Genomic DNA, 14,556 nt, shown 5'->3' on the forward strand with positions numbered 1-14,556 from the left:
CCGCTGTAGCAACCATTATTTACCGAACTGCATCGGCCCCGTAGCGTAAACAACCATTCCATCGCGGGTCATGAATGCGCACCTGTCTTCTCCGTTGCCGAAGAAAACGAACGACAAATAAGTGTTGTTGCCGGAGTTTCTCTCGAGGTTATATACCCGCTGTCCATTATGATAACCACTGCTTTCAACGATGAAATGGTAGTAGCGCGTTGAAATGCTGTTTTGAGTAACTTTGATTGAAACAGGTTCGTCAAGTTCCTGCGATTTTTGGCCTTTCACGGGGATGGAATATGGTGAATCGATAACATGATAGTATTCCAGATTGTAACTGCCCGAAAGCGTATTACCATTGAATTCCGGCCTTTCAGCCCAGGGGTCAGAGTAATAATTATCCTGTCCTATAACTTTCCCTTGCAGGTCGATGATGTATTTTTTCTTGCCGATCTTTACTATCGCCTCTCCCGAGTTGAAGGTATTCGCTTCATCGAATTGAAATGGGATCTTTGTCACACCGGTTTTATCGATATAACCCCATTTGCCGTTCTTCTTCACGGGGCAGAGGCCGTGTGAAAACGAATACGCTCCAACCTCATCATAAATGAATGGTACGGTTTCTTTATAGGTTTCCAGACTGTAGAAGCCCCATTTCCCGTCTTTCATTACCGGGAGCATCTCTTCCCCCTTTATCCCGACCTTGTCATACACAAAATCCGAGTACAAGTCCCCCGTGTAGGCATCTTTGAGCGCGATCTTGCCGTTGGGCCCCTTATAATTTTCAAGATACACATCACGGACAACATATTCTGTTCCTTCTATATCTATAAAGAATTTCAGATAGAGTGTCTGAACAAATCCGAATCCTTCCGGAACGGTGAACTGCCATGGCACATCAGGCAGACCATGGTAAACTCTTTTACCAAGTGTTTTTTGTTTTTCATGGTAAAGGAAATAATTGTTCCCTTCTTTCATAAATGTTCCCACCGGGATGGTCCAGGAAAAGTCGTACTTTACCGGAATGATTTCTTTACCATCCAGCCCGTAGATTCCGTATTTATTGTTCTTCCGTACGATAACAAAATCCCCCTTCGACTCGTTAATGTTTGTCCAGCCGGCTTTTATCACTTCCTTCCCATTGATATCGATCACCCCTTCACCACCACCTTTTCCATCATTGACGACAAACAGATCTTTTTGCAGCCACCGAATGATCTTATATTTTGTTTTAAGAAGCACCTTCCCGTCCCTCGACTTAACCGTTGAACCTTCTTTAGTATCCTCGATCAGATAATTTGTCTGATATGGAAACCGTATCGGATTAACATATTTCTTTGCAGGGGTTACTTCCTTCCCCTTGGTGTCAATCAGGCAAAATGTACTGTCCTGCTTCTGCACCCATGCACAGCCGTCGATGAAATCGCGGGCGTTCCTGTAAACCGGTTTTATCGCAATCTCACCCTTGTTATTCACGAATCCGAATTGCCCGTTAATGCTGAACCATGACATCCCCTCCCGGAACCCGTCAACATAGTCAAAAGAACCTGCTATCTCTTTCCCGGTCGCGTCGATCAGGTAATATTTGATATCACGATATCCGATTCCGACACCGTTTTCAAACTTACCGAGAGATTGATACTCCTTTTCGCAGACTCTCTCTCCTTTTTTATTAATGTAGAAGTATCCGGTTTTTGCCATTTTTACGGCGGCTCGTCCCTCGCTAAAATCACCCGCCTTCTCATAAGAAACATTTATCACCGGTTTACCTGTCAGGTCTATATACTTGTAAGAGCCGGACTGATTTACCACAGCAAGTCCATCGTTAAAGAACCATGCTTCTTTGAATTCGTCATTAAAAGCGCGGTTCCCCTCCCTGTCGCGATAGATCCACTTACTGTCCTTCTGGACTAAAACGGGTATGGGCCCCTGATATTTTTCCTGGGCTTCGAGTATGTTAAATAAAAAAAAGATAAAAAGGATTAATAAACCAGGTCTTTTGAGGGTTGACATAACTCTCCGGCGAATGATTTCAAATTCAATAAAAAATTTCAGCAAATATATTAACCGCAATAAAAAATTGCAATAATCACGATTCACCGATTCGAATGTATTTTTTTCTTATCGAATTCTTTTGTACATTCTAATAACAATTATTACTATTTATAATTATTTTCTTGTTGATTCTTAAATAGTTCCTCCAGGGAGGGAGAAATGTTGTCAACTACATACCGCTATCAACCCGCCGAATTGACTCCTTTGTCAACAGCCAGTTTCCATGCAATTTTTAGACCGATTAAAAAAGAACTATGGTTTTCCTTTTGGAGGGAACTATGAAAAAGATACTATTCACAATTTTTATCATCCTGCTTTTCGCAGACTTAAATGCCCAGCCCCCGAATGTTTCCACTGAGGTACTGGCGCCTTTTCCCACTTCCTCCGATGTTTCCGTATTAAGGCATATAAGCGGAGAATCTTATATAGCAGCACTTTCGGAATCGGGTATTTTTAGAACAGATGATGCAGGCAGAAACTGGTATAAAATACAAAGTACCCCGTCTTTCAATGCTGTATGCGATCTTAAAATTTTTTCACCTCAAAGATGGTACGGCATCACAAAACAGGGGGAATTCTTCTTCACAACTGACGGTGGCGTGAGGTTTTTTACCCAGAAAATACTCTACCCCGTTGATTATATGACCCCGTATATGAGTTTCTCAGATTCACTTAACGGGATTATCTGTTTCCAGCGGAATAACTCAACCTCCGAGATCGAATACTTCGTTACCGCCAATGCCGGATTTACATGGGAGCGGAAAACTTTGGCATCCGGAATTTCGAAAGGTGCCGTGGAAATTTTTTCCTGGAAAATCTGGATATTCAACGACGGCAACAAGGTCAGAAGAACAACAAACGGAGGAATCTGGTGGCACGACACTTTCACGAAGAAGTCTTCAGATTTTTTCAGACTCAATGATTCAACGGTAATCATGCCCGTGAAAAATGACTCTGTTTACATCTCTTCAGACAGGGGCCTGACCTGGACTGCGATAGACACATGTAAATTTGACATCAATCCAAAAGATATGGTAATGCTGCAAAATGGCAACATTTATGCATTAAACAGAGCGACCAGTACAATCTACAGGTCAACCGACACCTGTAAAACATTTACGAAAATAAAAACTCTCTATTTGGATGGACCTGTCAGATATTTTCTCTCCTTTGTAATGATCTCTGACAGCTCCGGGATTATTACGGGAGAAAAAGGGACAATCTGTTTACTTTCGGGTGCCAATTTAAATTTGGTTCCGATATCGAAAAATCATTTAAGACCTTCTGTGGCATATTTCAGGGATTCAAAAACAGGAATAACAACCGGTGGTGCCAGAACCACAGATGGAGGTAAAAACTGGATCCAGGCACAATATGGTGTTGGCTTTTTTGAAGATAACCACCATATTGCACTGACAAAGTCGGGTTTCGGGGTAATGACCTTTGACTACTATACCTTGACCGGTTACAGGTCGTATATCCATGCAACAAAAGACAGTGGAAAATCGTGGCAGAAAATTTATTCTGATTCGAGTCACAAATACATTGGTGCACTGGAAATAAGTGACTCTCTTATAGCAGTAATTATGGTAAAATACTATACAACTGGTACACTTCAGAAAACAAAGTTGATCAGGTTCTCGGGAGGAGTGATAACATCTACCGATCAGGAACTTGACCTGAAACTTTCCGAGGTTGTGGCAATATCCAATCCGGGAATTATATATGGAATTACCGACCAGGCTGTTTATCGAAGCAAGGATACTGCCCGAACATGGGTAAAGCTGTTCGAAGAAGCGAATGTTTCAGGCTTCTCTGATTTGATGGCGAATTCAGATGGTAGAGTTGCATTTTCTGTTTACACATATAATTCTTTACTTTCATCCCCCGATTACGGTGAAACATGGGGAAGAAACTACCCCGTTTTCAGTAGCGGATTTTTTAGGATGTCACTCGGTCAGGGCGGGATAGTTGCAGGCACAACTCCTAATCAAATATGGTATGCGCGACCAGGCGCTTCCACATGGATAGCTGTACCTTACAAATTCCTTGGCGCCATCGCCAATATTCAGTTTGTAAGCGGAACTGAATTGTTTGCCCAATCTTCAATTACAGATATGTGGACTAACTCGAGTTCAGGATTTTATTACAAAATCACATTTAACGACAGTACAACTTCAATTCAGGAGCTTGATTCCGGGGTTCCCGGCGAATTTGTTCTCGAACAAAATTACCCTAATCCTTTTAACCCTTCAACAACGATAAGATTTTCGTTGCCTGCGGGAGAGAAAACGAACCTGAAGGTCTATAACTTACTCGGGCAGGAGGTTGCTGAACTTATAAACGCCGACTTGCCTGCGGGTAATCATGTTGTTGAATTTGATGCAAAATCACTCTCGAGCGGAGTCTATTTCTACAGACTTTCAACTTCCGGGTTTTCCACGACAAAAAAAATGATCCTGATCAGGTAAGGAGGGGGAAATGAAATTATATATTATTCTATCGCTTTTAATTGTTTCCACCGCTTTTCCTCAAATAAAGTGGGAGCCGATGACCGGTTTTCCTTACAGAACAATATTTCATCTCTGTGTGAATTCAACAGGAGATATCTTTGCAGGGACCTCGGGGGCTTCGGGAATGGCTATATTAAAAAAATCGCCTGACTCAACATATTTTAAGACCTCATGGGCGACGAGCAACTATGTATCATATCTTTACTGGCACAGAAGCAGTGGTAACATTATCGCCGGAAGTAATTACGGGCTTATCTATTCGAGTGATAATGGTGCAAGCTGGAGGCGGTCCAATATAACCTTCGGTCCTGCCAGTTGCATAGCTGAAAACTCATTCGGGGAACTGTTCGCTCAGGTCAGTGGCGGTTTAACCCACTCAATCGACGGCGGGAAAACCTGGATCCAAAAAGGAAGTTCAGGAAATGTAGTCTCTCCCGAAGTGAATGGAAAGATGTATGCTGTTGGTGATCCATACCTGACCCGTTCAACCGATCACGGGAATCTGTGGGTTGGGATTAATAATCTTGGTTCCGATTTCTCCGCCACATCCATCTATGTTGAGGATGACGGCCTGATGTACATCTCATCCTCAAATAAAGGAGTTTCCAGATCGACCAACGGCGGATACACATTTGAAGATGTGACCGAAGGCCTCTTCACAAATATTGTATACAGTGTAACCGGAATCAAGGGTGTCGGCGTTTTTGTGTCGACTCCATATGGGATCTGGAAATCCACGAACAGAGGCAGTACCTGGTCTCAGGTCCTTGGCGACGGCGACAGAAATTTCCTCTCAATTGTGAAAGACGGTGAAAACGGACTTTATGCTGCTTCAAGATATGGAGGTATCTATTATTCCCCCGACTATGGTGTAACATGGACAGCAAAGGCGGCAGGACTTCCGGCATACGAGGCTGACAAGTATACTACTCACCCCTCAGGGTGGATGTTTGCTTCCTTCCCCTACTTCGGGGTGATGGGTTCATCAAACAATGGTGTAAACTGGGTAAACCGGACAAATGGCCTGTTCCCCTCAAATTCCTACACATCAAGGGGTGTTTCATCCGCAAGTTCCGGGACTCTTTTTGTGAGCTGTGATGATAAACTTTATCGCTCACAGGATCTGGGTCTCAACTGGTACTCGACTCCCGCAGGTAACCTGCCCAGAGATTTCGAACATATTATAGAACTCTCGGGAGGCCTGCTTTTTGGAATTTCAAATGCGAGAGGCATTTTCAAGTCAACCAATGACGGAGTAAGCTGGAGTGCCGCTTATTCAACTGCCTCCATTGGTTATGACGGATTAATACTCTCCCAGGACAGTATTATCTATTTTGCGACAAAAACCAATGTGGTTCGCTCGCATGACAGAGGTGTCTCATGGAAAGAAGGAACCCAGACTATTCCACTGGTCAATGAAATTGCCACTTCACCCGAGGGAACGATATTTGCCATCTGCTACAACAAACCCGGAGTTTATGTTTCCACCGACAGGGGCGACAGTTGGGTAATCAAGGGAGCGTCCACTCTGTTGAAACCGTATCATCTCGTAAGAACGGCAGATGGAAGACTAATCTCAGGAAGTGCGACTGATGGTGCTTTCTCCTCCACCGATGGAGGTGAGACCTGGCAAAACATAAGCTACGGACTGATTGACACCCGGATTTCCAGACTCTATATAACACCCTTCGGAGAGATTTGGGCTTCCACCGTTAGCGGCGGAACCCACAAACTTACCGGTATCACCGCTGTTCAGGATGAAGATTTAGCCGGTCTTCCAACCGGTTTCTCCCTCTCCCAAAACTTCCCCAACCCCTTCAACCCGGAGACGGTAATCCGTTTTTCACTTCCCGAAGCGGGATTTGTGAAAGGGATGGTTTACGACATTCTTGGCAGAGAGGTCGCCACACTTCTGAAAAGTGACATGACCGCAGGAAATCATGAGGTGAAGTTTGATGCAACAGGTATTGCCTCAGGTGTTTATGTTTTCAGGCTTGAGGCGGGGAAATACTCTTCGGCGATCAAGATGGTGGTTGGGAAGTAGGGGAGAGATTCGGAACTTCAGAACTTCAGAACCTCCGGGCTTCGGATTTTTAAGAGTTCCGCTTAACAATACGGGTTCATTAATTTTAGATTAACCCGAAAACGACTTATCCATACAGGAGGATAGATGTATTATTTGAGAATTATTTTTTTGATTTTATTTTTCCCTTTGATGTCATGGGCACAATCACTGCAACATAATTTTGAATTGATTGCTCCCAAACCAACATACAAGGATATTTTGTTTATGACCACACTTCAGGACGGTCGGTTGATTGCCGGCTTGCGTCCGACGGGGTTGCTCATCAGCAACGATGAAGGTTTAACCTGGCAAGAAGTAAACTACCCCAATATTAAGGGGGCGATTATGAAGATTGTTCAATTATCACCCGATGTGTTTTATGGTATCACAAGTAATTCGGAATTCATTAAGACTACTGATGGAGGAGCATCATTTTCAACAATGGTGCTTCAAAATATGGATCCTATTGCCACAATTGCGGATATAAGTTTCAGTGACTCTCAGCACGGATTTGTCGGTGTTTACACTTACAAAACTTATAGTTGGGTAACGACAGACAGTGGGCAGACCTGGACAAGAATTTATCCCGCATCTGACTTTTGGTGTAACAGTAGTCTGATGGTCGATAACTCTGTTCTTCTTCTCTCCGCCAGTCAAAGACTACTCCGCTCGACAGATCGCGGACACACATGGAATACCGTTTTATATTCGCAGTACGGACAGTTTTACAACCACGGGGACGGCAAAATTTCCTTTTTTTCCTCCTATGACACTATCAGGACTTCTCTCGATGGAGGTAACACCTGGTCTTTTACTGCTGTAACACCTTTTAATTTCGAAGTCCATTTTATTTCTAAGATGTCTAATGGGGTAGTTTATGTACCCAGGGAGAACTTCAGCGCACTTTACAAATCCACTGACGGGTTACTGACCTGGAGCAGAGTTGCCTGGCTTGGATCATTTATCAGCACTCCGAACGCGTTTACAACGATTTCAGATACTGTTGCAATTCTCGCGGGGAACAGAGGTTCGATATTGAGACATACAGGTCCACAGCTTAACGATTCCATGATTACACGCAATCAATTTTTGCCGTCAAAGGCTTTCTTCACCGATTCTTTATGGGGGATAAATACTTTTGGACTTTACACCTCGAATGGTGGTCAAACATGGCAGGGGAACACAAGCAACCCTTATAATTATATAGATTGGGGAAGCTATCTGACCCTCACGAAGAGTGGTCTTGGACTGATCGGTTTTAACTGGCGATATCAGATTATACCGGATCCAAATTTTACGGTTTATTCAGACATCAATATAACAACCAACCAGGGTCGTTCGTGGATTAAGAAGGAATCAAAAAAATATTTCCACACAAAAGCGGTCACCTCTTTTGGAGATTCCGTGATTGTTGCTATGCTTAAAAGGGAACAAAACACGGGTGAAAATTATGAAATTAGAGTCATTCACTGGACAAATGCAGGAGTGTCGGTTAAAACTGTTCCACTGACTATGGGAATAACCGGCCTGGCTGCAATCCATTCCAAAAACATGGTGCTTGCCGGTTTTAACAATTCCATATTGGTCAGTTATGACACGGCAAAAACCTGGCAAACACTCTTTGCATCCGGGGCGAATACCAGTTTCACAGATGTAAAAGCTTTTGAATCAGGACTTATTGTCGGGTGTGGTGATAACTATAAATACTATTCAACTGACTTTGGCGTTACATGGTCAAAAGGATATCCAAACGGTGCCTGGCCCGGGGCTTTTGCCGTGAGTCCGACAGGACTTCTTGCTTACTCATCTTCAAACCGGGTAGAGATTGGACACAAAACCTGGCAAACTTTTCAGAAACTGGACAATGATCTGATAAATGAAGTTTGGAATCTTCAATTTGTCGATAAAAACACTCTTATGGTACAGAATAATCGTGGAGACTATTTCAAATACCGTATTATGGATACTGCGTCTGTTGTGTCGGTTGATCAAGATGATTCCCCCCTTAAGGACTTCTCCCTCTCCCAAAACTACCCCAACCCCTTCAATCCGGAGACGGTAATCCGATTTTCACTTCCCGAAGCGGGATATGTTAAGGGTGTCGTTTATGACATTCTTGGCAGAGAAGTCGCCACACTTCTGAAAAGTGATATGCCGGCCGGTAATCATCAGGTGAAGTTTGATGCAAAGGGTATTGCGTCAGGTGTTTATGTTTTCAGGCTTCAGGCGGGGAATTATTCCTCGGCAATCAAGATGGTGGTTGGGAAGTAGATTAGAAATAAAAATGATTTTGTTAACAAAATATTAAGGCATTTGCCATGAAAAAGCTGATTAACTCTTTGTTATTCTTAACATTCCCCTTGATGGCACAATGGGTACAAATTGCACCTGCTCCTACAGCCTATGACATGACAACGGTATGTGCTCTCTCACCTGATAAAGTGCTTATTGCGGGCAAGGGTGGTGTAATTGCAATCTCAACAAATCGCGGAATCAAATGGGAGGCAAAGGTACACTCGACGAGAGAAGACTTTTTGGATGGCGATTTTTACAACGAAAACATCGGGATACTGTCAACTGAAGGGAACATACTTAAGACAACCAATGGCGGGGAATCGTGGGTCAGAATTTATCAGTCGGACAATGATCATATAATTAAAGTTAAGATGTTTGACACACAAAATTATGCTGCCGTTTCCAATTCGAATTACTTAATCCGTTCTTCAAATGGAGGACAAACATGGGAACGGTCTTCCACAATACCTGAAGGGAAGTTCCATGCTGCATCCCTGAACGGTATGAACGAAATGTATCTGCTTGCGGATACCAGCTTTGTGGTAACTACCGACGGGGGTACAACATTCTCCTCCTGGCTGACCACATTCCCGCCTTTGGGAGTAACAAGATTTGATGTAGTGTATTTTGCAGATTCTCAACATGGTGTCGTCACGAAAATGGGTGGAAGCGGCATCAAGACAACAGATGGCGGACACACCTGGAACCTGGTTGAATTTCCCTCAATCTACTCACCAAGAATTTATGGAATTCATGGCGTCAATGAAAAAGTAATGATTACAGGTGAGTTCAGATTTGTACTCAAGACTTCTGACATTGGGAGTACATGGAGCTCCTTCACCCCGGCTCCGACCCAATTTCTGTATGATGTAACATGTTTCAGGGACAGCATCTGGTTCGCCTGCGGAAGTGGTGGTGCCTTCCAGAGTTCCACCGATTTTGGAGCCACATGGAACTATTTTCCACCCTCTACTACAGATAAAAGAATAAACAAAATTTTCTTCCTGAACGAAGAAATTGGATATATTGCGTATACAAACGGACTTAAGAAAACAACGAACGGAGGGAACGATTGGATTGCTGTTAACGACAATCTACCGATGATACCTTCCATACATTTTTTTGATGAGCAAAATGGACTGGTTCTCGATTATGAGAATATTTTCAGGACCACAGACGGAGGGGTAACGCTCTCTTCTCCTTACAGTTTTTCGAGCAATTCTGTTTTTTGTGTTTTGCCAAATGGAAAAGTGCTCGTTGCGGGACCTTCCGGAACCATGATTAAATCCGCTGACCGGGGTGCAACATGGACAAACATAACCACCAACACAACAAAGAGGATCAGGCATATCTATTTCCTTGACTCCTTAACGGGATTTTTTGTCGCAACAGACCAGATTGGTAAATCAACCGATGGTGGAGAGACCTGGCAAGTTAACTCAACTTCTGCAAATCAGTATCTGCAAAAATTTGTTTTTTACGATCAATTGGAAGGTGTTGGAATAGAGGATAAGAAAATATTCCACACTTCTGATGGCGGAAGAACCTGGGTACTGATTAAAACAGCAGAAAATTTTCTCAGAACCATTGTCAGGGACGGGGATCAGGACGCGATTATGTGCAGTTATCTTGGACAGATATTGAGAAGTCATGATCGTGGGATGAGTTGGCAGTCGGACATACCAATCACATCCGTAAGCCTCTCTGATATTTTTAGAACCAACGCAGGAACATTATATGTCTCAGGTGATAAAGGGACTGTTCTGAAGGAATCGGAAAGCAGCAATATCTTTGTTGGTATCGAGGATGAAAGCCACACTCTTCCTGTAAACTTCTCCCTCTCCCAAAACTACCCAAATCCCTTCAATCCGGAGACGGTAATCCGTTTTTCACTTCCCAAAGCAGGATTGGTGAAAGGAGTTGTTTACGACATTCTTGGGAGAGAGGTCGCCACACTTCTAAATGGCGACTGGACGGCGGGTAACCATCAGGTGAAGTTTGATGCAAAAGGTATTGCCTCAGGTGTTTATGTTTTCAGGCTTGAGGCAGGGAATTATTCTTCGGCGATAAAGATGGTGGTTAATAAATAGAGTGAAGAACTAATTAAGAAAACTCATAGATGGTGTTTACAATGAAAAAACTGACTCTTATTTTGTTGATTTTATCCATTCAAATGATGGCTCAATGGGAGCAAATAGCGCCTGCACCTACTTCTTATAATCTTACTACCGTATGTGCGCTTACATCATCCAAGGCACTTGTTGCCGGACAGTCCGGGTTTCTCGGGATAACGACTGACAGAGGAGCATCCTGGACGACCAAAATCTGGGCAACTCGACAGGACTTCCTCGATGGTGACTTCTGTGACGAAAACAAAGGGTTGCTCTCTTCCCGTGGAGCTATTATCAAAACAACTGACGGAGGCGATTCCTGGGAGAAGATTTATAACTCTCCGGATGCCGAAATTATCAAAGTCAGAATGTTTGATGATTTGAACTTTGCCGCTGTCACGGATAAAAATTTTGTGCTACGCACTACAAACGGTGGTGAATCGTGGCAGATATCAGTTACTGTTCCGGAACGGAAATTTCATGCAGCCTCAATTCTTGATATGAACCGGATGTTCATTCTGGCTGATTCCTTTTTGGTTTCGACTTCTGATGGCGGGCAGACATTTTCGAGCAAGCCGGTGATTCTGCCGGTGCTGGGTTGGCACCAACTGGATGTTGTCCACTTCTTTGATTCAATGAACGGAATTGCATCAAGACACGGAGGTGGTGGATTCAAAACGACAGACGGTGGTGAAACATGGTCGATGCCTGTTCAACCATCGGCTTATATCCCTTCAATACACGGGATTCACGGCAGGAATTCCAGGGCAATGATAGCAGGTGAATTTAGATATATTATGAAGACTTCCGACTCGGGTATAACCTGGAACTCGTTCACACCCGGTCCCGAAAAAATTCTGCTCGATGTATCCTCCTTTGATGAAAATGTCTGGTTTGCTTCCGGAGAAGCAGGGGCATTCCAAAGCACCACCGACTTTGGTGCGACCTGGCAGTACCGCCAGTCTTCAACAACAGATAAAAACATATTGAACATCGACTTTTTTGATGATTCCACAGGGTTAATCGGATACGGGTGGGGATTGAGCAAAACCACAAATGGTGGCTATGACTGGAGTGTCGTCAGTACAAATCTGCCTTTGATCTATGAAATGAGTTTTATTGATAAACAAGTTGGATGTTTTATAGCGTCAGACTCAATTTTCAGGACTACTGACGGTGGAGTCACTTTTACGAAAACATGGTCAATGTATGGACTGCAAGTAGTCTATGTTGCTCCCAATGGTAGAGTTTTTGCAGGTGGCTCAAGCGGGAGACTGGTTGTAAGCTCTGATAGCGGTGCAACCTGGTCGTACTTGAACTCCCTTGTTACATCAAATATTAGTACTATTCAGTTTCTCGACTCACTGACTGGTTACTTCGTTTCAAGCAATAAGATTGGGAAGACTACAGACGGCGGGGATAGCTGGAATGTATCGCAATTTTCATTTCCCGGAGGTCTTTACAAATTTTTCTTTTTCGATGAGACTGAAGGAATCGGCTTTTCGGAGACCAGAACTTACATCACCCGTGATGGTGGGCTGACCTGGAGTCTCGTCCTGACTGCACCCTCTACGATACGAGATCTGATGCGAGATGGTGAAAACGGAGCGATAATGTGTTGTTTGTACGGGCGTATCTATACTTCCCAGGACAGGGGATTAACCTGGCAGTTGAACGAACCAGTTACCAGCACCCACTTAAGAATTATGACCCAAACCCCGGGTGGTACAGTTTTCATTGGTGGCGATAAAGGAACCGTGATAAAAGAGTCTCCTGAGAGTAATGTTTTTACAGGAATTGAAGACAAACGAATCGAGATACCAAAATCTTTTACCCTCTCCCAAAACTACCCCAACCCCTTCAATCCGGAGACGGTAATCCGATTTTCACTTCCCGAAGCGGGATATGTTAAGGGTGTCGTTTATGACATTCTTGGCAGAGAGGTCGCCACACTTCTGAAAGGTGATATGCCGACGGGTAATCATCAGGTGAAGTTTAATGCGAAGGGAATTGCCTCGGGTGTTTATGTTTTCAGGCTTGAGGCGGGGAATTATTCCTCGGCGATAAAGATGGTGGTTAATAAATAACCAACGAAGACAAGGAGCAATGGTACAACCTTGAATGGTTGTGCCATTTGAACAAATGTTGGGTTCGGTCCGTGATGTACTTTTTGTTGAGATCACAGAAAATCATAAATTTACAGGTAAAATAATTTTATGCAGGTAGTTTTGGAAACTTCTTTGTTACCCTTCTTAATGGAGTATCGCGGTCGGTTATGGCTCCCGATAGTTCTTCTTCTGTTTTTCACCAATTCCTATGCCCAAAAAGAATGGTTCTACAGAAGCCCGACCAAGTTTTATATCGTCTCCTCCATTTCAGTGGTAGATTCACATTACATTTTCGTAGCCGACCGCAACGGGCTTCATAAAACCACCAACGGGGGCTACACCTGGACCAAAATAATCTCTAAGACATACGGCAACGCACAGGTCAGATTCAGATCAAGAACCCACGGCATACTGGTAAATGATGGTCCGATCATCTCGACAACTGATGGTGGTCTAACCTGGCAACCCGTGCCGGGTGGCGGCGCGGACGCGAATATTTTCTTTACCGACTCGCTTAAAGGGATTACTTTTAATACAAGTTCAGAGTCGAGCGGATTCAAGATCTCACTCGGGAAAACAACTGACGGTGGAATGACCTGGCAGTACACTCCCACATATCTACACCCCGGGGTTATCTTCCGGACCGACCGTGTTGACAGCACAATTTGGGGATTCGGGTCAATTCTGTCTCAGGGCAATCCGGCTCCTGTGTTGGGAACACTTGTGGCACATTCCACGAATGACGGTGCAACATGGATCACCGACAGCTCGTTCTATAATTATACTAACTGGACAGGACTCGTTGTAATGCGCCCATCTGCGGTTTTCGCTGTGGTGTCAAACCGTGTTCTTAAAATAAGTACAGACGGAGGAGATAATTTCGTCCATTATCTCAACCCGAGAAACCTGTTTTCACCCAGGAAATCGGGTGATTCCATTATTTATGCCGGCTCTGACTCCGGCTACATCGCCACTTCACGGGATTTTGGGCTAACCTTTACTTATACCAAACTGAACACTCAGGAACAGATTAAATGGCTTGAGATCACCCCCGAAGGTGAGGGCTACGCCATTTCAAGCGATTACCATCTCTATTCAACCGTGAAGATCGCCCCACCTGTTGTCGGCGTTGAAGATCCGGAGGTAGTCCCGGCTGTCTTCTCCCTCTCCCAAAACTACCCAAACCCCTTCAATCCTGAAACGGTAATTCGTTTTTCACTTCCCGAAGCGGGATTCGTGAAAGGGGTAGTTTATGACATTCTCGGCAGAGAGGTTGCAACACTTCTGAAACGGGACATGCCGGCAGGTAACCATCAGGTGAAGTTTGATGCGAAGGGAATTGCCTCGGGTATTTATGTTTTCAGGCTCGAGGCGGGGTATTATTCTTCGACCATAAAGATGGTGGTTGGAAAGTAGGG

The 14,556-nt window shown here is 44.0% G+C and carries 7 protein-coding genes; 6 read left to right on the forward strand and 1 reads right to left on the reverse strand.

All coding sequences use genetic code 11. From position 1 onward, the window contains the following. Positions 1-15: 15 nt before the first annotated feature. Complete coding sequence (locus J0L60_02330; GenBank protein ID MBN8544945.1) at positions 16-2,004, reverse strand: WG repeat-containing protein; 1,989 nt, start codon at positions 2,002-2,004, stop codon at positions 16-18. 1,988 nt (positions 2,005-3,992) lie between these two features. On the opposite strand from J0L60_02330, the gene J0L60_02335 reads away from it, so the two are divergent. From J0L60_02335 to J0L60_02360, 6 genes are all read left to right on the forward strand, one after another. Then, positions 3,993-4,517 carry a T9SS type A sorting domain-containing protein gene (locus J0L60_02335; protein MBN8544946.1) on the forward strand — a complete coding sequence of 175 codons (525 nt, stop codon included), beginning with the start codon at positions 3,993-3,995 and terminating at the stop codon, positions 4,515-4,517. Positions 4,518-4,527: 10 nt separating this feature from the next. After that, positions 4,528-6,603 (forward strand): T9SS type A sorting domain-containing protein, encoded by a 2,076-nt coding sequence (locus J0L60_02340; protein ID MBN8544947.1) that lies wholly within the window; start codon positions 4,528-4,530, stop codon positions 6,601-6,603. Positions 6,604-6,729: 126 nt separating this feature from the next. After that, positions 6,730-8,895, forward strand: coding sequence for a T9SS type A sorting domain-containing protein (locus J0L60_02345; GenBank protein MBN8544948.1), 2,166 nt, complete (start codon positions 6,730-6,732; stop codon positions 8,893-8,895). A 47-nt stretch (positions 8,896-8,942) separates the two neighbouring features. Beyond that, the gene (locus tag J0L60_02350; GenBank protein MBN8544949.1) at positions 8,943-11,009 is read left to right on the forward strand and encodes a T9SS type A sorting domain-containing protein; all 2,067 of its coding nucleotides are present in this window, start codon (positions 8,943-8,945) and stop codon (positions 11,007-11,009) included. A gap of 41 nt (positions 11,010-11,050) precedes the next feature. After that, entirely contained in the window at positions 11,051-13,117 is a 2,067-nt protein-coding gene (locus J0L60_02355; GenBank protein ID MBN8544950.1) for a T9SS type A sorting domain-containing protein, read from the forward strand. 153 nt (positions 13,118-13,270) lie between these two features. Further along, on the forward strand, positions 13,271-14,554 hold the full coding sequence (locus tag J0L60_02360) for a T9SS type A sorting domain-containing protein (protein ID MBN8544951.1): 1,284 nt from the start codon (positions 13,271-13,273) through the stop codon (positions 14,552-14,554). Positions 14,555-14,556 lie beyond the last annotated feature (2 nt).

This window comes from Ignavibacteria bacterium (assembly GCA_017302895.1).
Lineage (GTDB): Bacteria > Bacteroidota > Ignavibacteria > Ignavibacteriales > Ignavibacteriaceae > UTCHB3.